The organism is Sphingomonas paeninsulae (assembly GCF_003660165.1).
Lineage (GTDB): Bacteria > Pseudomonadota > Alphaproteobacteria > Sphingomonadales > Sphingomonadaceae > Sphingomonas_O > Sphingomonas_O paeninsulae.
Map to the genome: position 1 here is coordinate 628,341 of NZ_CP032828.1, position 25,402 is coordinate 653,742.

Annotated in this window: 24 protein-coding genes and 1 pseudogene; 12 read left to right on the top strand and 13 right to left on the bottom strand. The window is 58.8% G+C overall.

The annotated features are described in order from the left end of the window. Positions 1–636: 636 nt before the first annotated feature. Positions 637–1,329 carry a response regulator transcription factor gene (locus tag D3Y57_RS04270; RefSeq protein WP_121151653.1) on the bottom strand — a complete coding sequence of 231 codons (693 nt, stop codon included), beginning with the start codon at positions 1,327–1,329 and terminating at the stop codon, positions 637–639. Further along, positions 1,326–2,831, bottom strand: coding sequence for a sensor histidine kinase (locus D3Y57_RS04275; RefSeq protein WP_121151655.1), 1,506 nt, complete (start codon positions 2,829–2,831; stop codon positions 1,326–1,328). Before D3Y57_RS04275 ends, D3Y57_RS04270 begins: the two co-directional genes overlap by 4 nt. Before the next feature lie 243 nt (positions 2,832–3,074). Between D3Y57_RS04275 and pal the strand changes: the two genes are divergently transcribed. The 3 genes from pal to D3Y57_RS04290 all read left to right on the top strand — a co-directional run bounded on the left by pal (position 3,075) and on the right by D3Y57_RS04290 (position 5,605). Next, positions 3,075–3,554 (top strand): peptidoglycan-associated lipoprotein Pal, encoded by a 480-nt coding sequence (pal, locus tag D3Y57_RS04280; RefSeq protein WP_162986947.1) that lies wholly within the window; start codon positions 3,075–3,077, stop codon positions 3,552–3,554. 64 nt (positions 3,555–3,618) lie between these two features. Continuing rightward, on the top strand, positions 3,619–3,951 hold the full coding sequence (locus D3Y57_RS04285; RefSeq protein ID WP_121151659.1) for a hypothetical protein: 333 nt from the start codon (positions 3,619–3,621) through the stop codon (positions 3,949–3,951). 130 nt (positions 3,952–4,081) lie between these two features. Beyond that, a complete protein-coding gene (locus tag D3Y57_RS04290) occupies positions 4,082–5,605 on the top strand; it encodes a Na+/H+ antiporter (RefSeq protein ID WP_121151661.1) in 1,524 nt (507 codons plus the stop codon). 54 nt (positions 5,606–5,659) lie between these two features. Here the strand turns inward: D3Y57_RS04290 and D3Y57_RS04295 are convergent, their stop codons facing one another. After that, positions 5,660–6,577, bottom strand: coding sequence for an FAS1-like dehydratase domain-containing protein (locus tag D3Y57_RS04295; RefSeq protein ID WP_121151663.1), 918 nt, complete (start codon positions 6,575–6,577; stop codon positions 5,660–5,662). Between the two features lie 373 nt (positions 6,578–6,950). On the opposite strand from D3Y57_RS04295, the pseudogene D3Y57_RS04300 reads away from it, so the two are divergent. Then, positions 6,951–7,260 (top strand): annotated as a pseudogene (locus tag D3Y57_RS04300) (DUF736 domain-containing protein). 169 nt (positions 7,261–7,429) lie between these two features. On the opposite strand, the gene D3Y57_RS04305 reads toward D3Y57_RS04300, so the two are convergent. From D3Y57_RS04305 to D3Y57_RS04320, 4 genes are all read right to left on the bottom strand, one after another. Next, the gene (locus D3Y57_RS04305; RefSeq protein WP_239025734.1) at positions 7,430–8,947 is read right to left on the bottom strand and encodes a class I adenylate-forming enzyme family protein; all 1,518 of its coding nucleotides are present in this window, start codon (positions 8,945–8,947) and stop codon (positions 7,430–7,432) included. Beyond that, positions 8,944–9,819: an alpha/beta fold hydrolase gene (locus tag D3Y57_RS04310; RefSeq protein ID WP_121151665.1), complete on the bottom strand. Its 876-nt coding sequence runs from the start codon at positions 9,817–9,819 to the stop codon at positions 8,944–8,946. The genes D3Y57_RS04305 and D3Y57_RS04310 overlap by 4 nt, the downstream gene beginning before the upstream one ends. Then, a complete protein-coding gene (locus tag D3Y57_RS04315) occupies positions 9,819–10,652 on the bottom strand; it encodes an SDR family NAD(P)-dependent oxidoreductase (RefSeq protein WP_162986948.1) in 834 nt (277 codons plus the stop codon). Before D3Y57_RS04315 ends, D3Y57_RS04310 begins: the two co-directional genes overlap by 1 nt. Positions 10,653–10,846: 194 nt before the next feature. Further along, on the bottom strand, positions 10,847–13,123 hold the full coding sequence (locus tag D3Y57_RS04320; protein ID WP_121151669.1) for a TonB-dependent receptor: 2,277 nt from the start codon (positions 13,121–13,123) through the stop codon (positions 10,847–10,849). 223 nt (positions 13,124–13,346) lie between these two features. Between D3Y57_RS04320 and D3Y57_RS04325 the strand changes: the two genes are divergently transcribed. From D3Y57_RS04325 to D3Y57_RS04335, 3 genes are read left to right on the top strand one after another with little or no spacing between them, the layout of a single operon-like run. After that, on the top strand, positions 13,347–13,544 hold the full coding sequence (locus D3Y57_RS04325) for a hypothetical protein (protein WP_121151671.1): 198 nt from the start codon (positions 13,347–13,349) through the stop codon (positions 13,542–13,544). After that, entirely contained in the window at positions 13,520–13,954 is a 435-nt protein-coding gene (locus D3Y57_RS04330) for a VOC family protein (RefSeq protein WP_121151673.1), read from the top strand. Before D3Y57_RS04325 ends, D3Y57_RS04330 begins: the two co-directional genes overlap by 25 nt. Continuing rightward, positions 13,951–15,063: a DUF1214 domain-containing protein gene (locus tag D3Y57_RS04335; protein ID WP_121151675.1), complete on the top strand. Its 1,113-nt coding sequence runs from the start codon at positions 13,951–13,953 to the stop codon at positions 15,061–15,063. Before D3Y57_RS04330 ends, D3Y57_RS04335 begins: the two co-directional genes overlap by 4 nt. A 7-nt stretch (positions 15,064–15,070) precedes the next feature. Here D3Y57_RS04335 and D3Y57_RS04340 read toward each other — a convergent pair whose 3' ends face one another. The 4 genes from D3Y57_RS04340 to D3Y57_RS04355 are packed head-to-tail and all read right to left on the bottom strand — an operon-like array spanning position 15,071 to position 17,679. Continuing rightward, positions 15,071–15,544, bottom strand: coding sequence for a maleylpyruvate isomerase family mycothiol-dependent enzyme (locus D3Y57_RS04340; protein WP_162986949.1), 474 nt, complete (start codon positions 15,542–15,544; stop codon positions 15,071–15,073). Then, positions 15,526–15,933, bottom strand: a complete 408-nt coding sequence (locus tag D3Y57_RS04345) for a maleylpyruvate isomerase N-terminal domain-containing protein (protein ID WP_162986950.1) — start codon at positions 15,931–15,933, stop codon at positions 15,526–15,528. The genes D3Y57_RS04340 and D3Y57_RS04345 overlap by 19 nt, the downstream gene beginning before the upstream one ends. Before the next feature lies 1 nt (position 15,934). Continuing rightward, a complete protein-coding gene (locus D3Y57_RS04350; RefSeq protein WP_162986951.1) occupies positions 15,935–17,149 on the bottom strand; it encodes an amidohydrolase family protein in 1,215 nt (404 codons plus the stop codon). A gap of 26 nt (positions 17,150–17,175) precedes the next feature. Continuing rightward, positions 17,176–17,679 carry a nuclear transport factor 2 family protein gene (locus D3Y57_RS04355; RefSeq protein WP_121152112.1) on the bottom strand — a complete coding sequence of 168 codons (504 nt, stop codon included), beginning with the start codon at positions 17,677–17,679 and terminating at the stop codon, positions 17,176–17,178. Between the two features lie 163 nt (positions 17,680–17,842). Between D3Y57_RS04355 and D3Y57_RS04360 the strand changes: the two genes are divergently transcribed. Further along, positions 17,843–18,514, top strand: coding sequence for a TetR/AcrR family transcriptional regulator (locus D3Y57_RS04360; protein WP_162986952.1), 672 nt, complete (start codon positions 17,843–17,845; stop codon positions 18,512–18,514). A 4-nt stretch (positions 18,515–18,518) separates the two neighbouring features. On the opposite strand, the gene D3Y57_RS04365 is transcribed toward D3Y57_RS04360, so the two are convergent. Then, positions 18,519–19,013, bottom strand: a complete 495-nt coding sequence (locus tag D3Y57_RS04365) for a VOC family protein (RefSeq protein WP_121151685.1) — start codon at positions 19,011–19,013, stop codon at positions 18,519–18,521. Between the two features lie 156 nt (positions 19,014–19,169). Here D3Y57_RS04365 and D3Y57_RS04370 point away from each other — a divergent pair, with 156 nt between their 5' ends. The 4 genes from D3Y57_RS04370 to D3Y57_RS04385 all read left to right on the top strand — a co-directional run bounded on the left by D3Y57_RS04370 (position 19,170) and on the right by D3Y57_RS04385 (position 24,548). Further along, positions 19,170–20,342: a sulfotransferase family protein gene (locus tag D3Y57_RS04370; RefSeq protein WP_121151687.1), complete on the top strand. Its 1,173-nt coding sequence runs from the start codon at positions 19,170–19,172 to the stop codon at positions 20,340–20,342. Beyond that, a complete protein-coding gene (locus tag D3Y57_RS04375) occupies positions 20,339–21,118 on the top strand; it encodes an SDR family oxidoreductase (protein ID WP_121151689.1) in 780 nt (259 codons plus the stop codon). The genes D3Y57_RS04370 and D3Y57_RS04375 overlap by 4 nt, the downstream gene beginning before the upstream one ends. Further along, a complete protein-coding gene (locus tag D3Y57_RS04380; protein WP_239025735.1) occupies positions 21,115–21,975 on the top strand; it encodes an MBL fold metallo-hydrolase in 861 nt (286 codons plus the stop codon). The genes D3Y57_RS04375 and D3Y57_RS04380 overlap by 4 nt, the downstream gene beginning before the upstream one ends. An 86-nt stretch (positions 21,976–22,061) precedes the next feature. After that, entirely contained in the window at positions 22,062–24,548 is a 2,487-nt protein-coding gene (locus D3Y57_RS04385; protein ID WP_162986953.1) for a CaiB/BaiF CoA transferase family protein, read from the top strand. A 31-nt stretch (positions 24,549–24,579) separates the two neighbouring features. Here D3Y57_RS04385 and D3Y57_RS04390 read toward each other — a convergent pair whose 3' ends face one another. Beyond that, positions 24,580–25,266: a nitroreductase gene (locus tag D3Y57_RS04390; RefSeq protein ID WP_239025736.1), complete on the bottom strand. Its 687-nt coding sequence runs from the start codon at positions 25,264–25,266 to the stop codon at positions 24,580–24,582. Positions 25,267–25,402 lie beyond the last annotated feature (136 nt).

Here is a 25,402-nt window from a genome sequence, read left to right on the forward strand (position 1 = left end):
TAGCCGGTGGCGACCAGATTGACACTGGAGACTGGCAGTTGCGCCGACCAACTTCGAGGTGAGGACGTTCGCACGCGAGCAGGGGCTGGCAGGGCCTTGCTGCTGCCAAACATGAGGTCGCCACGGTGGTCGTCATCCAACGATCAACGACGGACGGGTCGATCACGTCACCGCCGCACTCAATGCTGGCGCCAGCAAGGCGTCTGTATGCCGCGCCTGTAAAGTGCTACGTTCTAGGCGCGAGCGCATAGAATGGTCATCCGCTGCGAAGGAAAATTCGTGCCGGTCAGACTCCCACTGCCTTGCGCAGCGCCGACGATCATGAAAGTCATCCGCCAGCCGAACGGTGACCGTTCTATACGCGTGACGGTTCCGATCACCGAGCGTTGATGAGGATCAATGTTCTGATTTGCAGTGCATAGCCATGGGCGTGCCCGTTTCCGAGTTGCAAATTGTCGCTAACTAACGGTTATCAGGGCAAACAGGCGGCAGCTTTGCAATCAATCGCCGTTACGGTCTTGATGTTATTGGCCGCCATTGCGCCTGCAATCGCTGTTGCTCAGTCTACTGGCCTTGAGGACCATGTTGGGTGCATATGCCGGGCAAGACTTCAACGTGGGGAAAAGCATTTTTTGCCTAAATGGTCGGGTCGATTGACAATCGATACCCTAAGCCGGGTTCGGTCAGAATGAACCTGGGATCGCTCGGATCTTCCTCAATCTTTTGTCTCAGCAGACCGATATAGACACGTAAATATTGGGTATCGGCGGCCCCTTCGGGCCAGCCAGCCTCTAAGAGCCGCTTGTGCGTCACGACTTGGCCGCCGCTTCGTGCCAGCGTGACAAGCACATCATATTCTTTTGGCGACAGTTTGATGGGTTGGCCTTCGATTGTGACATGACACGCGGAAAAATCGATCATCAGCGGGCCCGATCGATAGGCGTTACCATCGGTATGGACAGCCGTACGTCTGCGAAAGGATGCCCTGATTCGGGCCATAAGTTCGCCGATCTCAAAGGGTTTATCGACGTAATCGTCTGCACCATCATCGAGCGCCGCGATTTTCTCAGCCTCCTGATGGCGAGCTGAAATCACGATGATCGGAACATCACGGCGCAAGCGAAGGCGCTGGATGACTTTCTTGCCATCAAGATCAGGAAGTCCAAGATCCAGAAGAATAAGGTCGGGTGCGTAAGTGTCGTCGGCGACGAGAGCGGCGCGTCCATTGATGGCGGTCGTGACCTTGTAACCTGCAGCGCACAAGACAGGCTCAAGAACCGCCAGCAGAGAGGGCTCATCGTCGACGATGAGGATGTGACGCCTGTTCACGTGTGTTGTTCTGCCAAGGGAAGGCGAATGACAATTTGAGTGCCGTGTCCCTCGATTCCTGGGATGTGAGCCGATATTCGGCCCCCCATCGCTTCGACAAAGCCATTGGCAATGGCGAGCCCAAGACCACTGCCACGTGGCGATGGCTCGACCCGTGCAACGCGTACGAAGCGTTCGAACACCCGCTTCAGATCGGTCACCGGGATGCCTTTGCCCTCGTCCGTCACGCTTACGACGCAAGCATCATTCTCTTGGGCTGCCGACACATGAATTCGGCTGCCATCGTCACTGTACAAAATTGCATTCTCCATCACATTGATAAGCACCAGTTCGAAAAGTGCCGTGTCAGCAACAACGGTCAGATTTGGATCTGCGGATTTCGTAATGACCCGCGAGCCGGCGCGGGATTTCAGGTGCACGATTGCGGCGCCAATCATATCCGCAACGCTCAGCGTTTGCAGTTGCGTAGAGACATGTCCCGCTTCCAATCGACTCATTTCGAGCAAGTTTGCGGTATAACGATTTAGGCGCTCGCATTCGGCGACAATGCCGCGAAGTAACGTTGAGCGGGTGGCGTCATCCAGCCGGTCACGAAATTCGATCAGGCTGGAGGCCGACGCGCTAATCGCAGTGAGGGGTGTCCGAAAATCATGGCTGACCGACGATAGTAGTGCGGTCTTGAGTTCCTCTGTCCGCTCTGCGGCTCGCCGTTCGGCGAGCCCGCGCGATAGCGCCGCGCGCTCGATTGCGAGCGCTATGATATTCCCCAGCGCCGCAATAAATTCTGGAGCGGGACGATGACTGTCCAGGCCTGTAGCAACCATTACCCCGATAGGCCCATAGCTACCGTTGAGGCGCCGAGCCAGAATAGTCCCGTCTTTGCACTCGCCCTGAACGAGCGCCGACCGCGCGATTGCAGCCGAGTTGTCGATTTCCGTTGGGCCGACGGCGCACAGCGTACCGTCCGCCAACTCAAAAATATCCAACATAACTCCCAACTGATCGGGGGCGACTCGGGTGACGATCGATGCCACGTCCTCGACGCGGACCGCCGATTGCAGCGCCTCGCTTGTTGCCAGCAATCCTGTCAGGTGACCGTTACTGACGCGCGCAGCACGCGCTCGATCATTGAGACGCCCGGCGAGAACCCCGGTAACGACGGCACACAGGTTGAAAACAAGCAGAGTGGCGACATCGCTGCCACTTGCGAGCCTGAAGGTAAGGACTGGCTCAGCAAGGTAAAAATTGAAGAGGAGAAAGGCGGCAATCGACGCCAGAAGAGCCGCGGCCAAACCGCAAACTGCGCCTGCAATGGTAATGCCCAGAACGAATATGAGGGCTGATGCAACTTCGCCAAGATCGGGTTTGGCTGCGATCCCTGCTCCCAAAGAGGCGGCAACGATAAGCAGCGTGGCTAAGAATTCGCTGCCACCCAGATGGAGATTCAACGCGGTCCAGAAGGGTCGTATGGACTTGGTGGCTCCAATCGTCGTGGCGTTCACATCAAATACTTTCTGGTCTGCAGCGGCGAACTAAGGTTGGAAGGCCATAAACCCGCCGCTGCAGTGAGTGTCCAGCGGTATACCTCGGAGCGGAGGTGTTCGGGCCCCGCTGGAACGCCTTCATTCTGGGATCACCGCAGGCGTCAGTCCATGCATATAAAAGCTATAATAACGCCCGTCGTTATCTGGACGTAATCGCTTCCCTGCTGAAAAGGGGAGGTCGTTGGTGCGCATATATATGCTTTGGCTAGTCACGCTCGGGTTTACCATTTCGGGCTGCGCAAAGAAGGCGCATATTGCGATGAACATGGGGCCGCCTGTCACACGGGACAGGCAGGCGACGTCGTCGCTTGGCGTCAGAAAGCTTTGGTTGATGCCGCTGGTGCCGACCGTGTTTTGTTTGAACTCGATTCTACCACGCTAACGGCCCAAGCCAGAGCCATCCTAAGGCGACAGGTTCGCTGGCTTGTAGAAAATCCCGAGGTTGCCTTCACGATCGAGGGCCATGCCGACGAGCACGGTACGCGAAATTACAACCTTGCGCTTGGCGATCGCCGTGCAACCTCGGTTGCCAGCTTTATGTCAGGGCTGGGTATCTCGACCAGCCGCCTGCAAACCGTTTCTTACGGGAAAGAAAGGCCGGAAGCGACGGGGGCTGATGAAGCCTCATTCGCTCAGAACAGACGCGCTGTCAGTGTCGTTCTCAGTTCAGTGGAGTTCTGAATATGGATTTCCGAAACTGGATAGCGATTGGCGCTATGGGAATTTCCGCTGCAGCTTTGGCTGCATGCGGGGGACGACCACAGACGTAGACTCGATTTCGTTCAATAAAAATGCTGAATATGAGGAGGTCACATCAGAGACGAGCTCACTTCAGCCCTTGGTCAAACTTAATCGTCGCTATCTTTGCCGGGACGCTCGCATCGTTCAGGTCAGCTTTATGGATGACGATGTATCCGCCGAACTCGAAACCAAGAACAATACAGAAATCGTCGTGTTGACCGCCGCCGTAAGTGGCGGAATGGATTTTACAGGGCACGGGTATGTCTTGAATGGAAGTGGCGAAGAGATAACGTTTAAACGTCCGGGGCAACCGAGCACCCAGTGCAAGGCCAGTTGATCAAGCCTTTGGGGTTGATATGGTTTCATGTCGGGAAAGCGACGATTGCGTCGCGGTGGCTCGATACGCATCTATGATAACTTAGGAGCAGACCTCACGCTTTCCAAATTGGTGTTGTAGGAGTTGAGTTCTGGAAACGGTGTCTATTGTCTTGATCCTGCTGCTGGCGGTTGTCATCAGCAGTGCTGTTTCGCGCATGCTACCGGTGTCGATCCCGACGCCGCTTGTGCAAATCGCCTTAGGCGCGCTGATCGGACTCGGCGTCAATCAGCGTGTGGAGCTTGATCCAGAGCTGTTCCTTCTCCTTTTCCTGCCGCCGCTGCTGTTTCTGGATGGCTGGCGAATACCCAAGGATGAATTGCTCAAGGATCTTTCAACAGTCGTCGAACTGGCGCTTGGCCTCGTTCTGTTGACGGTCGTGGGTATGGGCTTCCTGATCCACTGGATGATCCCGGCAATGCCGCTGGCAGTCGCATTTGCGCTTGCGGCGGTCATTTCGCCAACGGACCCGATCGCCGTTTCCGCAATCGCCGCACGTGTGCCGATCCCCAAACGGATGATGCATATTCTCGAAGGCGAATCCCTTCTGAACGACGCATCCGGGTTGGTCTGCCTGCGTTTCGCGATTGCTGCTGCCCTTACAGGCAGCTTTTCGGCCTCGCAGGCGGCGCTGAGCTTCCTGTGGATGGCGGTCATTGGAATCGGCGTGGGGGTTGTACTGACGCTGGTCGTCACGCGCGCCAAGGCCTGGGTTTCCGAGCGCTTCGGTGAGGAAACCGGATCGCAGATCCTGATCAGTCTGCTTATTCCATTCGGATCGTACCTGCTCGCCGAACATTTCCATGCTTCGGGGATTCTCGCTGCAGTGGCTGCGGGTGTGACGATGAGTTTTGCCGAAATATCACGACAGGCGCTCGCTATGACGCGGATGGGTCGTAATTCGGTGTGGGACACAATCCAGTTTGCCGCAAACGGGATCATCTTCGTCCTTCTCGGAGAGCAGCTCCCAGGGATACTTTCAGGCCTTGACGAGACGGTGCAGATGACCGGGCACGCCAACCCATGGTGGCTGGCCTTTTACGTCGGCGCGATCATGGTCGGGCTGGCTGTTCTTCGCTTCATCTGGGTCTGGGTGTCGCTGCGGATCACGTTGCTCCGTCAAGCGCAGAACGGAGCAACACCACCGAGAGCGCCGTGGCGTCTGGTGGCCACAATGTCGTTTGCCGGCGTGCGTGGTGCAATCACCTTGGCGGGTGTGCTCACGCTGCCGCTCGTAATGGGTGATGGAACGCCCTTTCCCGGTCGCGAGCTTGCCATATTTTTGGCCACCGGTGTGATATTGCTGTCGCTCGTGATGGCCAGCGTGGTGCTTCCAATATTGCTTTGTGATCTGAAGATGCCGGCCGAACCCTCAAAGCAAGCCGAGGAGAACAAGGCGCGGATTGCGGCCGCTGAAGCTGCGATCAATCTTCGGGCTGATTATGAAGTTCGTGACTGGGGAGCTACGCTTTCTGTTTTTGTGACAAACGCGTTCAATAAACATTATCAAATTGCGGGGATCGCTCAGCCAAATACTGGCGGTATTGCAGCCGGCATTACCGGTGAACCGCGCATGATGGACGTTGGCTTCCGCAAAGCCTTTGGCAGCGAATAGCTTGATTTCGGCAATCCGCGAGCAGCCGAGTGGCGCTCGCGGATTGCCGGCTGCTTACTCCCAGCCAAGGCGGCCGATGACGTTGGTGGTGCCACGCTGGTTCTGCATCACGACGTGTCGCATGCCATCTTCCGTATCGCCTGCCGTACAGGTCAGGATATCGCCCGGATGCGCGATCGCCCTGTAACTAAGATTGATGCGGTTCAGGCGCTTACCTTCAGGAGCGATTTTCTTGCCCAGTCGGGCGATGAAATTCGCGAGGTTCCAGCCCACGATCAGCGTCGAGGGGAGTCCCTCGGAACGGGCGTAGGGGACATCCCAGTGGATACGATGGACCGCCCAAATCGCCGCGTTGAACAGGAACGACTGGATCATGTCGGGCTGGACGATCAGTTGGTCCGGCCCAGCCTGGGGAAGGTTTGCGATGACCTCCGACTGGATGATAGGTCCTGCCGAGCCTGAAGCCTCAATTGCTGGCGGGGGAGGTCGTAAGATCAGGGTGGAAATGAGCGTCTCGATCTTATCGCCGCTGTCATTAATAAATGCCTGCTCGCTGCGGACGATCGCCATGGGGCCCGTCTTGCCCTCGCGCTCCTCCATCGACAGTACCGTGCGGCGCTCCTCGATGACCTCTCCCGCGCGGGCCAATCGGTGGATGGTCCAGTCCTGTCCGCCAAGCATCGTTTGCAGATGACCGAGTCCGGGCGGGGCCGCGTCGTCGTACTGACCGTCGGAAAGAAATCCGGACCGCGGCGGGATTGGTCGCGTCGTCAGCGCGGGAAAGGTTGGTGGCGCGACAATGCTGGCATACCCCAGGGCCCGGGCAGCCGCCTCATCATGATGCTCGGCGCCGACTTCCCCAATTCCCGAACAGAACTTGGCGATGTCGGTCGCGGTGACGATTCCGCGACGCATGCGCACGACGCGGCCGATCGGTGCTCGTGCTTCCTCGGTTAACAAACTATTGACCATAAAACTCTCCCTTAAGAGTTTTTAAGAGCGGAATGTTAGGGTATCCGTCAACAAGGAATTCGATGAACGTCTGCAATCAGATGCAGAGCCGACTGGTGCATGTTGATAGCCGCACTGTAGCAATCCAAGCGCTCCGGCGCCTCGCTTCATTGCTGCTGGCACGTAGGGGCCCAGCGATCGCCGGTCGTCACACCACCTGTCACTGGCGATCGCGCAAAGGCTTATAAATTTTGTGCCTGTTTGCCGGCTGGTTCAATGGTTGCCAAACCAACACACCTTCGTCAGCTTGCCGCCAGTGAAACTTTAGGGTCGGACTGGAAGGTTGCCCATTCCCTAGCAAGCGCCGCTGAACGCATCATCAAGGAAGACGCACATGGCTACCATTGGTTATGTCACCCTGACCGAAACCGGTTCATTCAAGGGCTCAAAACGCTCACCATCACAGCCGACATGTGGCGAACTCCGGCAAGTCCCGTGACGTACAGCCCGACTATAAGGTTCTTGTCGGTGATATCGAAATCGGTGCGGGGTGGCTCCGGCGTTCTGAAACGACGGGCAATGACTATGTCTCGCTGAGCATTGCCGCACCCGAGTTCGGGCCCCGTCGGCTTTATGCCAACCTCGGTCGCGCTCCAGGCGACGATGACAATCGCTTTGCGATTATCTGGAATGCCGGAGACTAAAAGGTGAGTGGCCCGACCTCTTCGGAGGTCGGGCCACTATTCTCGAAGCATCCAAACACGAGAGCTTCGTAATAGGAGCAAGGTGACTGCAATCCCGAACGACTCTGCAGACCCTCTTTACCTGGTAGGGCCGTACCATTGCTTCCGATTTGCGGCCATACAAGGCTCTCTATCGGCTTCCTGCCGCACGACGCGCGCCCGCAGCGGCTTCCACCTGCGGGCGCAGGTCGCGCTTCACCACCTTGCCGGTCGCGTTGACCGGCAGTTCGTCGAGCACCAGTATCGTGCGCGGCACTTTGTTGTTCGCCAGCCGGTCGCGGCACCATGTCTCCAGTTCTTCGGGCGTTGCCGTGGTGCCGGGGCGGAACGAGACTGCGGCCGCGATATCCTCGCCCAGAACGTCGTGCGGCACGCCAAGGACGGCGGCGTCCTTGACCGATGGATGGTCGTGCAGGACGTTTTCGATCTCGATCGGCGTGATGTTATAGCCACCCCGGATGATGAGTTCCTTTGACCGGCCGCTGATAATCAGGTCGCCGTCGCCATCCACGAAACCAAGGTCGCCGGTCTTCGTCCAGCCGCCGGTAAAGCCCTGTGCGGTGGCCGCATCGTCGCGCCAGTATCGGCGGGGGTTGGATTGCAGACCGTAAATTTCGCCGACCACCATCGGCGCAACGACCTGACCGGCGTCGTCGCGTACCTGCATATGGGGTGGCAGTTTGCCGACGCAGCCGGGTTTCAGGACTTCCTTGCCGCGTGTCGAAATACTCGCCCCGCCTTCTGACATGCCGTAACTGTTGCGGATGCTGGCGTTCGGCCATAGTGCCATCGCCCGCACGACCGAGTCATTGGGCAGCGGCGCAGTTCCTGTCATCAGGTAACGCACACTGGAGAAATCGGTGGTCGCGGCGTCGGGATGATCGAGGATCAGGCGCAACATCGTGGGCACGAGATAAACCGTCATCGGCCGCTTTTCCGCGACAAGTTTCAGGAATCCGGCGGGGTCGAAACGTGGCTGCGTGAACGTCGTGGCAGCTCCCCGCAACGGCAGAATCAACACACCCAGATTTCCGCCCGAACCGGTAAACGGCAGCGCATGAAGCGTCGAGGTCGAACGATCGCGCTCAAGCCCGGTGCGGACCGGCCCAAGCAGATCGGGATGAGTAACGACAACGCCCTTGATCTTTCCGGTCGTGCCCGATGTCCCGAGTATCTCTGCATCGGCAGCCGGATCGAAAGCTTGCTGGTCGGGCAATGCGGCGATGTCGCGCGGCATCGCATCGGTCTGCCAGATTGCGTCCAGCGTCACGCCGTCCAACTGTCCCGCCTGATCCGTAATCGCAAAGCGTGGCTCGATCAGCGCGGCATAGTCGGCCACTTCCTGTGGCGACAGACGCGTGTTGACCGGAACGACGATGCCGCCGGCGCGCAAAACCGCCAGCACCGCGACCGCCATCTCAACCGCATTGGCATTGCTGATCGGCAGGAAAACACGGTCGCCGGTGACCAGTCCCGCTGCGACCAGACCGCCGCCGATCTCGTCGGCCTCGCGATCCCATTGCGCAAACGTCAGCACGCGCCTTGTGTCATCATGGGCAACGGCTTCGCCCATCGTTTCGGCACGGACCCGCAGGACATCGGTAATTCGTTTGATTTCAGTAATTATTATTCCTGTCTTGCGGCTCAATCGCGCTTTGCAAAAATTCCGTTCAGCGCAGCGACGAGTCCAACGGGTTGTTCGATCATGATGTGATGGTGGCTGAGTGGTACTGTAACCGCCGCATGGCAGCGGGGCATATTTTCCAGAAACGATGCGATTTCAGCCGGGCCAACGACTTCGCTGTCGGCTGCATGGACGAAGTCGACTGGCAGGTCCAGCCCGCGAATATCGTCACGCAAACGCTCTGTGTGAAACGAACGCAGCGTTTCCGGGTCGAATTTCCAGCGCCAGTCCCCATCGTCTTCGCGCATCGAATTTTCCGCAAGATAACTGACGATGCGCGGCACAGGCCATGTGCCCGGTGGGATCAGACGATAACGGTCGATGGCTTCGGCGCGGCTCGCATAGGTGCGTTCGGATACCTCCAGTTTACCTTTTTCGATCTCGCCGCGAAAAACGTGCGCGTCGATGATGACCGCACGCTCGACCCGTTCGGGGGCAAGCGATGCCGCGTATAATGCCGCGACTGCCCCAAAGCTGTGCGCCGCCAGCGTAACCCGGTCCATTCCGGCCGCCTGTGCCACGGCAAGAATTTCCCGGCCATATTGGCGGCGGAAATATTCAGGTCGCCGGTCACTGTCCCCCATGCCGGTAAAGTCCAGCGCGGCGACACGAAACCGGTCGGTGAAATGCGGCGCGATATGGTCCCACCAGCGCGCGTGGGCGAGGAAGCCGTGGACAAAGATCAATCCCGGCTTGTCGGTCGCATCCAGTCCCCATCCGCGATACCGCACCGTCGCGCCTTCGACTTCGACCTCATGCACATCTGCGGTTTGCGCCCATGCCGCGTCGAGCCAGCGATCGAGCGGCGTGGTATCCGGCATCGGTGAACCGGGCATCAGGCGCGATTCTCGTGCGAAAGGTTGCTGCCCAGCGAACGCCCTGCCTCGATATCCCGCCGGATCGCATCCGACTTGCCCAGCGCCATCGCGATCGCATCGTCACCAAGGGCGATACGGAGTGGAGGATCGGCGGCGTCGGCGAGTTTCAGCATGGCTTGTGCAAACTTTGCGGGGTCGCCCGGCTCGGTGCCGCCCATGCTGCTGATCCGGCTTTGCACTTTACCGACCGAACGTTCGTAATCGGCAATTGTGGAGGTGCTTTTCGAATGTTCGCGGATGAGCAAATTGGTTCGAAATGCACCCGGCTCGACGATCGTTACCGCGATACCCAGCGGGCCGACTTCGGCTGCCAGCGCCTCTGACATACCCTCGAGTGCAAATTTGCTGGCGCTGTACAGGCCGACCCACGGCACGCCAATGATGCCGCCACCCGAACTGATGTTGATGATGCGGCCTTTGCCACGTCCCCGCATCGCGGGCAGGGCGGCCTGAATGACATGCAGAGGACCGAGCAGATTGACCTCGAACAGCGCACGCACTGCTTCAGGGTCGACTTCCTCGACATATGCTTCCAGCGCGTTTCCGGCATTGTTGACGACGATGTCGATCCCGCCGGTTTCACGCTCTGCGGTGGCAACGGCGGCAAACATTGCGTCGCGGTCGCTGACATCGGCGAGAATCGCTTTCGCACGGCCAAGGGCCGATGTTTCAAAGGTGCGTGCGGCTTCGGCGTTCCGCAAAACGCCGACAACACAGTCACCGCGTGCGATGGCTGCTGCGGCAAGTGCCTGTCCAAGGCCGCTGCCGACGCCTGTAATAAACCAGTTCATGCTCATGTCTTTCCAAAGCGGCGCTCAGCCCTTTCAGGTGATTTTGCAATCATGCCAAGAGCATTTTCGAAGCAGGTAGAATTACCTGCTGGCTTGGAAAACGCGTCAAATCTAGTGTTCGCTTTGGAAAATTTTCGGGTCGTCCGTCGCCGGAATGATAAATCGCTCCGGCGACGCCCCCGTTTAGCTCAGCGTCAGTAGTTGAAACCAAGGCTGAGCCCGACCTCGCGTGGCGGGGCATAGCCGGCCAGGAAACCCGCGGAACTGCTCAGACCATTAACGATATACGCCTTGTTGCCGATGTTGCGGCCGTAAATGCCGATGCGAACGCCGTCGATCTTATAGCCGGCCTGCGCCGTAAATATTGCATAGGCGGGCTGGCGGATAATGCCGGTGATGTCGTGAAATACCGAGCTGGAAAAGCTGACGGTGCCGCTGGCATCGAACTTGCCGTCATCATAAGTCAATGTGCCGCTGGCCGTGACCTTTGGCGTGCGGCTCAGCCGTAACCCCGACGCATTGAACACGATTGGCTCGAAACTACCGCAACCGCCGCCGGGTGCGCAATTGAATGGAGGCATGGTGGTATCGAACGGAATGCGCGTGGTCGATGAACCCGAAGCGTTCGGGAAGTCGAGGTATTTGGCAACCGGTATCCACGATGCGGTTCCACGGAACGTCACATGATCGGCGAGTTTTGCGCTGGTGTCGAAATCGAAACCAAAGATGCGAACTGGCCCCGTGTTGGTGACGATGGTGGCAAGCCCGGTGAAGGTCTGTTCCTGCTTGTTCCTGTAATCATAGTAAAAGAACGATCCGTTGAAGGTCAGCCCGGCCGTCGCGTATTTTACACCGGCTTCATAAGAATAGATTTTTTCGGGCTGGACCGGCGCGAATTGCGGGACGCTCGCATTGTTCGAAGCGCCCGTCAGGCCGCTTTTGAAACCGATCGAGAAAGTTCCGTACACGTTCAGCGCGTTGGTCAATTCATAGCGCGCCGAAACCCGCGGCGTCAGGCTGTTGAACGTCTTTTGCAACACTGGGGACACCGGGATGGTCGAGACGTCCTCATGCGGTTCGTGGCTAAAGCGAAGGCCGAGGATGAACGATAGTGGATCGCTGGGCTGGATGGTCGCTTCGCCGTAAGCCGCATAGGATTTCGTCTGGAATGCGAATTGCTGGACGGTGATCGGGAACGTTCCCGGTGGTGCGAATGGTGCCAGATCATTCTGGATTTTCCCGACCGTCGCGCCCTTTGCATTGTAATAATATAGGCCGGTAACAAAGCTCAATATGCCCATCTTTTCCGATGCGAAGTTCAGCTCTTGCGAAATCTCACGGTTGCTGACTGCAAAGTAATAGTCGAGGCATGCAAAATTGAATGAGCAAGGCAGCGTGCCATAAGCACCGGCAATCGACGTTGCCGGATTCAGGGCTTTTGTATTATTATAGCCGGTGAGCGAGGTCAGCGTACCAAAGCCGGTATCGACCTTCACCTGGGCGCTAAACCCATATTGCTTCAGCAGCGCCTTGTCCGCTCCAAGCGGATCGTCTTCGTGCGCCGTATGCCATGGCTGCGTTGGAACGACTGCGCCCGGATAGGCTCCGGCTGCGCTCAGGCCGTTCACAGGCGTTTGCGGCACGGATTCATTGTTATCGACATAATAGGCGCCAAGCGTGATATCGACTTTGTCACTGGGAACGATCAGCAATTTGGCGCGGCCGTTGACCTTGCGGATCGGCGCACTCTGATTGCCGGTCCGGTCGTCGGTCCAATACCCCGGTGTATAGGTATATCCGCCCGAAATGCTGGCAGCGACGACGTCGCTGATGATCGGCCCGCTGACGAAGGCGCGGGCGCTGACACGTTCGGCGGAATGGCTGCCACCGTTGCCGGTGTAATAGCCGGCGTCGAGCGCAAAGCTGGCGGTCGGTTTGAAACTGGGTGCGCGGGTAAAGATCTGGATCGCGCCGCCGGTTGCGTTACGCCCGAAAAGTGTACCTTGCGGTCCTTTCAGCACTTCGATCCGCTCGATATCGGGAAGTTCATTGCCGAGTGCGGCCTGCGTCGCCTGATAAATGCCGTCGATATAAAGCGCGTTGGGGTTTTCCGAACCCGATGTGCTGAGCAAGGTCGATACGCCACGGATCGACGGTTGCGCCACCGTTCCCTGACCTGAGAATGTGAATCCCGAAACGATGTTCTGCACGTCGCGCAGGGTGGTCACGCCTGCTTTGGAAAGCGTGTCGGCGGAAACCGCCGTGATGGTCAGCGGAACATCCTGAAGCCGTTGTTCGCGGCGTTGTGCGGTGACGACGATTTCGTCCAGTCCGGGGCCTGCGGCCTGGGCTGTCTGATCGACGGGCGCTGGTGCGGCAGGCGGGGTTTGCGCATGGGCGGCGGTTGGCATCGCAATCAGACTCGCGGTGGCAAGAGTCTGTGCAGCGGACGTGAATATCCTGTTGGTCATTCGTCTTCCTCTCTCTGATGATACCCGGCTCAAAACCGGTTTTTATTATTCAGTGATGCTGGATGGCCGTTCTGGGCCGCATTCTCCATAAAAGCTAGTTTTATCGCTTGTTTTATACAAGCGTGAACTTCTTATTAAATGCGACCAACGCCATTGTCACTCTCTAAATTTTATCGGTTAAGCGCGTCACTTTACAAAAATAAAACATTGATTGAAAACCGCGATGCCGACACATTGGGTGAAATACAAATTTGGAGAGGTCATGCCGCGCCATCAATTCTATGCCGAAGATCAGCCATCGGCTTTTACGTTCGTTCAGGTCGCATGGGTCGTCGACGACCTGATCGCGACGGCGCATAATTTTGCCCGTATCTGGGGGCGGGGCCGTTCCATGTCATGCGATCGCGTAACCCCGACATGACCTATCGCGGGGTAAAGGTTGAACCCGACGTTACGCTGGCGGTTGCGCAGATGGGGCCGGTCCAGATCGAGCTGATCGAACAGCGGTGCGATACGCCGACAATCTACACGCGTGAGCTAAAGGCTAAGGGCGGCGTGCACCATATGTGCACCTTCGCGGTCGATTATGATGCCGCACTCGCCCATTATGAGTCCAATAACTGCCCGTTAGTCAGCGAAATCCGCATGTCGGATGGCAATCGTGTGGGGTATTTCGACACGCGTGAAACGCTTGGCGTCATTACCGAAGTTTGTGAGGAAAATGCGGGGCTTAGGGCGGCTTTGGCAAAGGTTGCGGCGACCTGCGCAGCATGGGACGGCACCGACCCGGTCCGTATCCTGACGCGTGATGGCTATAAGGTGCCGGCATGACCATCCGCGACCCGGCTGCTGAATGGGAATCCTTCTGCGAACAGCTAAAAAACGCCGGAAAAGCGTTGTTTCGCGCCGATCGCCCCGACGATGCACTGACCGATGCAGAGGGATTGCGACACCTCGCGCGACTGTCCCGGATCGCACTCGAACGCAGTCTTGAACATGTCGATTCCCAGTTTCCCACGATATTCCAGATCGTCGACGAAACCCGAAAATTTGGCTGCGATAATCCCGACACAATTTACCAGGTCGCAAAGCTCGACGGTCGCGGCAGCTATCGACTTTCCGGCACCCGCGGCACCGTCGATTACCTCAGTTTCACCACCTCGAGCGGCAGTCACGCAAAGGAGGGCGCGGTCACGCAGACCGGCTTCCTCGACAACAAGGCGCTGGCGGTCGGGCCCGATGGGCAGTTCGAGATTATTCTGTCGGCTACGCAACCAGCATCAGGCAACTGGCTGGCGATGACGCAAGCAACCAGCAACCTGTCGATCCGCCAGACGTTCCTCGACCGCCGCCGCGAAGTGCGTGCCGACCTGACGATTACGCGCCTCGGGCAGTCGGCGGTTCCGGCACCGATCGACTATGCCGGTACGGTGTCGGCGCTGGGCGAAGCGCATGGCTTTGTGCACTATTGCGCGACACTGTTCCCCGACTGGACGCACAGCTACCTCGGCCACATCAACGCCCTCCCGTCCGCCGATCAGGAGGCATGCCTGCGCGCAGGGGGCGATCCCAATATCTATTTCTATCGCTCGGTCTGGTCACTGGCCGAAGACGAAGCGCTGGTGATCCGAATTCCGCGCCTGCCCGAGTGTGAAAGCTGGAATTTGCAGGTCGATAATTTCTGGCAGGAATCCATGGACTACCGATATTTCCGCAGCCACATCAATAAACACATCGCTCACTACGAACCCGACGGCAGCGTAATCGCGATCATCGCGCATCGGGATCCGGGCAAGCCGAACTGGCTGGACACGGCCCACCACCGGATCGGCCACTTTGCGATGCGCTACATCCGCGCGAACGAGCATATCGACCCGGAAACGCGGCTGTGCACGTTCGATACGATCGACGCGGCCATTGCGGAACTGAGCGCCGACTAATCCGAAATTAGATGCGCAGTCCGGGTCGGGGCGGCGTGAATGGGCCGCCAGCGATGGTCTGCGCAATGGTCATCCACTTCGCCGCGCCGTCGCCTTGCACCACAAGCGACGTGTCCTCGATGTTGCGACGCTGGGTGACCACGAGTGCAAACTGCTCGGCCGTCCCGTAGATGCGTTCGACAGCCTGTGCGTCACCCCAGTGCCAAACTTCACCGCCGGGACTGGACAGGGAAACTTCAGGCGCCGTCGGTACGTCGAGTCCGTTTATATCGAACGCAAAGCGACGGGTGCGGACGCCGAAATCGACGACTTGCCGAATTCGGTCGGCGTTGATGCGCTTCACTCCGAACGTGTCGTAAACGTCCTGACCATAACACCAAACCTCCATCTGTCGTGCCGCGAAGAGGCGACTGATCCGCATGGGTGGACCGAACCAGTCAATCTTTTCATCGGTGTCGAACGTCAGAGCGGCAGTTTCCAAAGCCAGACGCCCAGTGCGCCAGGGGACAGGAGGTCACGGTCAGACGCTATGCCGACGCGCTGGCGTTCATAGGTTTTCAGGCGCGCAAAAACAGGAGCTTCCAACGGTTCGCCGGGAACCGAAGTCGAGGTCGCGCTCATCATCGCTTTGCTCGCCAGATCGAAAGTATCGCGATCGGTCAGGGTGAGCAGCGCGTCGCAATCGACCGATATCAAATGGCGCACGACGTCCGAAGCCGACCAATCGGCAAAGGGCGTCGTGCGTTCCCACTCGCCTTCGCCGAGGTTGGTCAGGAACCCGTCGAGTTCGCTTGCCTCATCGAGAAAGTCGGTAAGCGCATGTTCCACCGCACTCTGATTACTCGCCCTCTCACCCGCAGCGACGAGCACGTCAGGCCTCAAGACCGATGAGGTTCGCTATGTTCGAACGCATGATCCGCCGGGTCATCGCCGTGTCGCCATGCGCGATCAGCTTGTTTGCGAAATCGAGAGGTTCGGCGAGCCCCTCTGGATGCGGCCAGTCCGAACCGAACAACACTTGCCCCTCGCCGATCAGCGCGGCCAGTTCGACCGGATCTTCTTCGAAAAAGGGACAGAAATAGAAGTTCTTCTTCAACACCTCAGCGGGTTTACACGTTACCGGACCTCCAAGCCCTGCTTGTCCACGCGTCTGGAATGCCGCTTTGTTCATCCGTTTCATCAACCCCTTAACCCAATCGGAGCCGTTTTCGACGCTCAGGATCTTGAGTTTCGGAAACCGGTCGAAAAGGTTGTTCAGGATTAAATTGGCAATCGTGTCCTCCATCGCCGGAGAAGCCAGATACACCTGAAATGGTGATGTGTACTGGAGTGGTGGGCGTGGTGCTTCACCCCATTGCGTGCCCCACAACTCGTGGTAACCGGCATCGCCGATATGGAAGGTGAGGGGGACATCTGCCTCCTCGACCATCGCCCAGAAACGGTCGCATGACGGGTCCGCGACCGATGCGCCATAGACCGGCCCGCGTTTCATATGCAGCATTTTCGCGCCGAGTTTCAGGACGCGTTCTAACTCCGCACACGCCTGATCAACGTCGACAAGGGATAGCATCGGCGCGGCATAGATCCGTCCATCGCCGCCAAAGCCCCAGTCTTCCTCAAGCCAGCGATTGAATGCGCGCAGCCCGGCGTAAAGCGCATCGACATCATCGTGCATTTCATGTTCGACGGCGACACCCACGCTCGGGAACAGCAATGTCGCCTCGATACCCTGCTTGTCCATCAGGGCAATCCGCGCATCGCGATTCATCATCGCGGGATGGTCGTGCGCGTTGATGACTTCGGTCTGGTGCCAGCCCTCCTCGTCGTCGATCAGCCCCTGGAAAAAGTCGGCGCGACTGCCGGGCATTCCAGTGAAATCGGTCTGCGTGACCTTCATCATGCCAAGCTTTTTATCACCGTAGAAAAGCCGCCCCAGCCCGTCGCGCTCATCCACGCGGACATTGATTGCGCGATTGCTGAAACGCGATTCCAGATGGCGGGTAAACGCATCGTGCGGTTCATAATAATGACCATCGGAATCAATAGCGCGATAGCCGAGGGTTTCGGCTTGCGGAGCGGTCGTCATAGCATCTGTTCCATTGATAATTGCGGTCATTCGGCTGCTGCCCGCGCTCGTTCGGCGCTATAGGCTTTGCGGGTCGTATCCGGGATGGTCATCGGATTCTCAGCGGTGATGCGACCTTTTTCGGCCGACCACAGATAGTTGAGCTTGAGAAAGCTGTATTTCCAAACCCCGTCGATGCGCCGGTATTTTTCTTCATAAAGCGCGACCAGAAGGAGCGGGTTGGTATGCGCTTCCCGAAGAGTCAGGTCGAGGAGATACCATGTTCCCTCAGCCTCGTTTCCAGTCACCGCCAGGCGTGGATTGGTGACGACGTGCATGGCGGTAAATTGCGGCATATCGCGATAGGCGCGGCCATAGCCTTTTCGGATCGCGTCCTGTCCCTCCATCTTTCCCCATGGGCCGGTATCGATAATGCCATCGGCGCAGAAAAGGTCCGCCAGCGCATCGGGATTCGATGTTTCGAGATTCCATGCAAAGCTGTGCCGCAGTTCGCGAATCTCCTCCTTGGCGAGAAGGGTCTCGATATCCATCACAATAATTCCTCTCCGCCCGTCGATCCGGCTGTTACAAAACTATACAGCGATAGAAACATTGTTTTCAAGATGTTTCAACATGCTATATGCACGGCATCGAAGCTCTTTTTGCAATGCGATGGCGGGGAGGGTAGCAACGCCGCGGCAACAGGGGAGCGCAATGGGCATCGGTCTTGAAGACAAAGGCGCGAGCAAGGGTGATCTTGCACGAAGCAACATAAAAAACACGGCCCGGCATCTGTTCGCACGCTATGGAATCGACACGGTCACCATCCGCGATATCGCAAAGGCGGCGGGGCAGCGAAATGGCGGTTCGGTGAATTATTACTTCCGGTCGAAGGAAGATTTGATCCGAGAAATCATCGACGATGCCGCCCGCTATCGCGATGTTTTGAGTGGGGGTCGGCTGGATGAAATGGAGGCATCGGGCGCACCGATGACGATCCGTGGCCTGTTGAAAGCGAACTTCCTGCCTGCGGATGTTGACGATCTGGAGGAAATGCGGCTGTTCACGATGCTGCAAACCTATCGCCGCGATCTCATGCATACCCAGATTCCCAATCGCTGGGATGGATCATTCCAACGCTGCGTCACCCTGCTGCGACCGCTTCTGCCCGACTATAGTGAAGCCGTACTGCGTCAGCGCCTCTATTTCCTGGTGCCCTATATGTGGACGTTCCTTGCGACGCGTGAGGCGATCGAAGGACAGGCCGAATTCTGGAAAGAGTTTTGGGCCGATCCGGCGGCGATCGAGGGGTTGTTCGACACGGCAGAGGCGATACTCATTGCCCTGCCATCGCAGGAAACACAGGCTGCAATGTCCGCCGTTTGAGTTTCTAGCCGCCGATCCATGCAGCCAGTCGCCGGTGCGTGGCTGCACTGAGTATCTCGATGATGCCGGCATCGGGGAGCAGAAAATAACCCGATCCGCCACCGTCGTTCCCCAGCAGTCTTTTGCCTCCCGTCTTTTCGATGTCGCGACAGAGGCTTTCGTCGTCGTCGCTCCAGTAGCAATAGTGATGTGCCCGTGTTTCGTCGGCATCGCTCCAGATTGTGCCTGGCACCGCTTCGATCAGCTCGACGCGCGGGTTCCCGCCGATCGAATGCGCGATATGAAGATCAAGGGTCTGCGGCTGGCCTTTGAGAACAAGGTCGAGGGTGACGAATCCGGCATCCTTCCAACGTACGTCGCGCCCTGCGGAAAGGGCATGTTTTGCCGATGCCATGTCGGCCACAACCAGTCCGATATGAGCGAATGTCGCGCGCGCCGTCAGCAGGGCGGTGGCTGAAGAAGGAGCCAGTTCTGGCCATTGGATAGCGCATATCGTCACCGGCCATCCTTTAGCGCCACCCCGACGGATTCGTAAAACGCAAATGTGGTGGCGGGTTACTTGACAGTCGGGGCTGCAATCATAGAACAGTAAAACAACGAATTAAAACACTGACTGAGACTCGCGATAAAAGCGTCCGGTTGAATTGGAGACAGGATGGCTGACAATTTCGCGCTCGATACGCTTATGGCGGAGGCGCAATCGCGTTCAGGTTTGGCTGACTTCGGCGACCCTGCATTTCGCGAGCCGGCTGCGATTTTTGCGCACTCGCTCGATGAGGAAGCAAACCTCAGCGCGCAGGGGCGAACGGGGATGCGCGAGACGGTGATTGGCTATCTTTGCGACCGGTTGAAGATGGAAGAATGGTATCGTCGCGTCCCCGAAATTGCCGACGAAGACCTTGGCGACCCGCTGGTCATTGTCGGTCTGCCGCGAACCGGGACCACCATGCTATACCGTATGCTTGCGGCAGCCCCCGGCTTTGCCGTGCCGCTCCATTATGAAGCCGCATCGGTGTCGCCTGCGTTCAACTGGAACTTCGATCGCGCCGCCGACCCGCGCGTGGGCGTTGCTGAAACCCGGATCGCGGGAATGCTGGCAGCGGTGCCGGAAATTGCGTCGATCTATCCCTATGAGGCGCTGGCTCCCGAAGAGGATATCTACCTTTACGGCGCGTCGTTCGTCTCGACTTCGATGCAAAGTGTGGCTCGTGTGCCGAGCTATGAACGCTGGTTCGATACAGCCGACAAGGCTCCCGCCTATCGCTATCTGATCCGCGCACTGAAACTGCTCCAGTGGCAGCGGAAACGGTCAGGCGCTCACCATGCGACACGCTGGCTGTTGAAGACGCCCGATCACATCCACAGTCTGGATGCGTTGTTACAGGCGTTTCCGGGCGCGAAGATTATCCAGACGCACCGCGATCCGGTCGACACGATTCCGTCGATCAGCAGCTTTATTCGCGCGCTCCACCGCCTGAGTGCCGCGACCGTCGATTCAGAGGGGCTGGGCCGCGAATGGTGCCGGATGTTTGCCCGCAGCATGAATCATGCGGTCGAGGTTCGGGCAGCGCATCCCAACCATTTCCTCGATATCCTCTATGCCGACACCGTGGCCGATCCGCGCGGCGTGGCAGAGCGTGTATTCGCGTTTCTGGGCGAGGGTCTGGACGACGACGCATGGGCGGAAATGGGCAAATGGCGGGACGCCAACCAGCGTGAGGCGCGCCCGAGTCACCATTACACGCTCGAGGAGTTCGGCCTTTCGCCAGCCCATGTGAAGCACGCATTCGCCGATTACCGACAGAGCTTTTTAGGACTTGAGCCATGATCCTCGCGAACAAAGTTACAATCATCAGTGGCATCGGTCCGGGCCTTGGCACTGCACTGGCCGAAATCGCGGCAGCCGAAGGGGCAAGCGTTGCAATATGTGCGCGGACACCGGCCAAACTCGCCGCTTGCGAGGCCGCCATCGGTGGCTCGGCACGCGTTCTTTCAGTCCCCACCGATATTACCGACCCGGCGCAATGCGCGGCGTTTGCGGACAAGGTGATGGCTGTCTTCGGGCGCATCGATGTCCTGATCAACAGCGCCTATGTCACCGGCGAATATGGCCCGGTATTGAGTGTCGATCTGGACGAATGGCGAAAGGCGCTCGACGTCAATCTGTTCGGGACGATGAATATGACGCGGGCCGTGGTGCCGCATATGACCGCAGGCGGTGGTGGTTCCATCGTCAACGTCAACACAAAGGTTGCGCGGATGCCGCAGGATACGCTGGGCGGATATGCCGTGTCGAAAGCCGCACTCCGCATGGCAACCACGCAACTTGCAAAGGAACTGCATGGGACGGGGGTACGGATCAATTCGGCATTTCCTGGCTGGATGTGGGGCAAAACCGTCGCCGACGGGCTGCAAGAGGTCGCCGACCAGCGCGGCGTCAGCGTGGAACAGGTCCGTGACGAGATCGCCAAGGCCATCCCGATCGGACGAATGCCTGAGGACCGCGAGGTCGCAAAGGCGATCATCGCGCTCGCCTCCGACTATTTCACCGCGACGACCGGCGCGTGTGTGGATTTGTCCGGCGGTGAGTATATGCCGCTGTGACGGACGCTCTTTTGCGCTGGCAGATCGGTGATGTCCGCATCACGCGCATTGCCGAAGGACAGATTGATTTGCCGAGCCAGATGCTGTTCCCGGCGTCGGATGCCGGTGAGCTGGCTGCGATGGACTGGCTGAAACCGCATTTCCTCAATGCCGACGGGACGTTGACGCTCAGCATTCACGCGCTGCTGATCGAAACCCCGGCACTGCGGATCGTGGTCGATACCTGCATGGGCAACGACAAGCCGCGGGAATATAGCGGCAACCTGCTTTCAACCGATTTTCTGGACCGGTTCCGCGCCTCGGGAGTATCGCCGGATATGGTGGACGTAGTGCTGTGTACGCATTTGCACAGTGATCATGTCGGATGGAATACGATGTGGACCGGCGATCGTTGGGTGCCCACTTTCCCCAACGCCCGTTATCTGTTCGGTGCCAAGGAATATGCGTATTGGAAAGACAATCCGCAGACGGACGACGACCGCGCCTTGTTTGCCGATTCATTGCTTCCCATTGTCGAGGCCGATTTGGCGGACTTCGTGGCGTGCAATCATTGTCTTTGTCCGGAGGTGTCGTTGCTCCCCACCCCCGGCCATACGCCCGGCCATGTCAGCGTGATGATCGAATCGCAGGGCCAGCGCGCGATGATTACCGGCGATGCGACTCATCACCCCTGCCAGTGGACACGGACCGAATGGGCGTCGCTTGTGGATGTGGATGTCGCCGGCTCGACCGCAACGCGCAAACATTTGTGCGAACAGTTCGCGGACGAACCTGTGCTCGTGATCGGCACGCATTATCCCGCACCGACGGCAGGCCATGTCGTGCGCGATGCCAGCGGATTTCGCTTCGTTGCGTAAGCCATTACTGACAACCTGAATTTCGAAAGATGACAGAGGCTTCAGCCAGCGAACCGCGACGACTGCAAAAAAGAGGATGGCCGTCAGTGAATGTATCGAACGACCGCGACAATATAGCCAAAAACGCCGCACTCGCCGGTCTTCGCGTGGTGGATTTCTCCGTTCAGCGCACGGGCTCGCAGGTGAGCCAGTTGCTTGCCGATTTCGGGGCCGAGGTGATTCAGATCGAACCCAAAGGGGGCAGCCCCCTTCGTGCCGAGCGAGCGTGGCCGTTCTGGGGGCGGGGAAAGCGCAGTATAGAGCTTGATCTGAAGGATGCCGCCGACCTCGTAGTCGCGCAATCGCTTGCGGCCAACGCCGATATCGTGGTCGAGACGTTTCGCCCCGGTGTCGCCGACAGGCTCGGTATTGGTTATGCCACCCTGTCTGCACGGAACCCAGACCTCATATTTGCCTCGATCAGCGGTTTTGGCAGCGACGGGCCGCTTGCCGGGCTTCAGGGTTATGAAGCCGTTATCGCTGCAAAACTTGGCGTGTTCTGGGCGTTGACCGACATGGCGCCGATACCAGGACGGCCCGCATTTTGTTCGGCAGCTTATGCGTCCTATCCCGCCAGCCAACTGGCCTTGCAGGGCATTTTCGCGGCACTTCTGGCGCGTGAGAATGGCGGCGGCGGGCAGCATATCGAAACGACGCTGGCGCAGGGTCTGACCGTCCACGACACATTCAACTGGTTCGCGCGCGTCGTGGCGACCCGTTATGGCGACGGCTTCAAACAAATGCCGCGCGTGCATGAAGGCGTGCCGACCGGCGACCTTTCGTTTCGGCTCCTGATTGCGCTGACCAAGGACGGGCGCTGGCTGCAATTCTCGCAGACCACGAACAAGCTGTTCCGGGCGATGATGAAGATGTTTGGCCTCGAATGGATGTTCGAAGATCCCAAATGGGAGAGCGCCCCGGCATTCGATAGCCACGAACAGCGCAAGGAGTTCTGGGAGCTGTTGTTGAATATCGTGCGGGGAAAGACGGCGGCAGAATGGGCTGCGCTATTCGATGACGATCCCAACGTATGGGCAGAGATGTTCAGGCGCGGCAGCGAGTTGCTCGACCATCCGCAAATGGTCTGGAACGATATGGTCGCGTCGGTCGATGTGCCGGATGGACCGCCGGTCCGTAACCTCGGCGCGCTTGTCCGAATGGAGGGCACGCCTGCCGTGGTCGATGGCATCGCTCCGGTTTCGGGTTTGCACGACGCCGCAATCCGCGCCGAGGCTGCATCGCCCACTATGCCCGCGCCTGCTCCGACAAGTGCTGCCAACACCCCGTGCGCCGCGCCGCTCGCGGGTATCACGATCATCGAACTCGGCACTTATTATGCGGCCCCTTATGGTGCGACGCTGCTGGCCGATCTCGGCGCGCGGGTCATCAAGCTCGAACAGCTCGACGGCGATCCGCATCGTTTCATGCTGCCTTTCCCCGAGCTGGCGGGCATGAAAGTCCTGCAGGGCAAGGAAAGCGTGGCGGTCGATCTGTCGAGTGCAGAGGGCCGTGCCGTAGCACACAAGATCATCGCCGAAGCCGATATCGTGCTTCAGTCCTTCCGCGCAGGGGTTGCAAAGCGGCTGGGTCTCGACGCTGACACGTTGATGGCGCTCAATCCCGGCCTGATCTACCTGAACGCGCCCGGCTATGGAGAGGACGGTCCATGCGGTCACCGGCCCGCCTTTGCGCCGACGATCGGCGCGTGTGCGGGCATGGCATGGCGAAATGCCGAAGCAACGATTCCAGATCGCGCGAATTTGACCCTCGACGAGGTCAAGGAGGTCGCGATCCGATTGAGCGCGGCCGTCATGGGCGTCGGCAATTCCGACGGATTGTCGAGCGTATCGACCGCAACCGCCATGCTATTGGGTCTGGTCGCGCGTGCACGCGGGGCGGGTGGACAGCAAATGTTGACCTCTATGCTGTCGAGCACGGCGCACGCATTGTCCGAAGTCATGATCGACTATGACGGTGCCCCGCCCGCGCCAACCGCAGATTCCGGCCTCCTCGGCTTTTCTGCGCTTTACCGGCTGTATCAGGCGTCGGACGACTGGGTGTTCCTGGCTGCGCCCAGCGCGCGTGAATGGGGTCGACTAATAGCGAGCCTGCCTGGTGGCGCAGCTTTGGCGAGCGATGCGCGCTTTGCATCGGTAGAGTCCCGTGCCGCAAACGACAGTCTGTTGTCCGAAGCGCTGGCCGCTATTTTCATCACGCAAACGGCCGACGAATGGGAAACGACATTGCGGGCGGCGGACGTCGCGTGCGTCAAATGCGCGCCCGGCCCGGTCGAGGCCAATTATCTCGATGAAGGCAGCGTCGGGCAGGTTCAGGGCTTCGTCGCCGCTACTACCCATCCGATACTCGATGAAATCCCGCGCCTTGCCGCACTCATCCGGTTTTCGCACTCGACCACCAAAGTCCGGGGCGCTGGCGTTTGCGGACAGGACACCGCCGCTGTCCTCGCCGAATTTGGTTATGCGGAGAACCATGTCTCCGAAATGGTCGGGGCTGGCGTGGTCCTTTGTGCATGAGCAGCACAACCGACCACGCGCCCTGTTCGCATCAATCGTGGAAAATGGTCGCCTGATCCAGCGTCGCACGCACCGTCCGCGCGGCGTTTGCGGGGTGGGTTGTATCTTCATAGCCAAACGACAGGCCGAACAGCAGCAGCATATCCTCTGGCACCGCTAACTGGTCGCGGACCACATCGGCATAGTGACTGAGCGCGCCCTGTGCGCACGACCCGAGACCCTGCGCGGTTATCGCCAGCATCAGCGACTGGGCATACATGCCGCAATCGGCCGCCTCGCGCATTCCGGCCCAGCGTGGCATGAAAATAAAGGCGGCGTGCGGCGCATCGAAGAATCGAAAGTTGCGCAGGAATGAATCGGTGCGGGCCGCCACGTCCTCGCGGGCCACACCGGTCGCCGCGAACAGCGCCTTGGCCGCACCGATCTGGCGGACGCGATATTCGCCGGGATAGCCGCCGGTCAGCGGAAAATCAGGGGACGGCTGAGCGCCGCTTTTCGCACGGTCGTACAATGCGGTCCGCATCCGTTCTGCCGAATCGCCTGAGACGACGTGCACGACCCACGGCTGGACGTTGCAGTTCGATGGAGCCTGTTGCGCGGTTGCAAAGATGCTCTGGAGAGTGGCCGGGTCCACCGGACTTTGATCGAAGCCGCGCACCGACCGGCGCTCGTGCATCAACTGGTCCAGCGTCTCGAATTTACCCGGTGCGGCTTGCATTGCATGTCTCCATTTCATCGTGCGGCGCGTGTTCCGCGAGCATTTGTCACGGGCTCGTTGGTTCATCACGCCATGTTTCGCAACGCCCAATCCGATTTTGGCTTGCATAGATAACGCCATTATCTATGGTGAAACG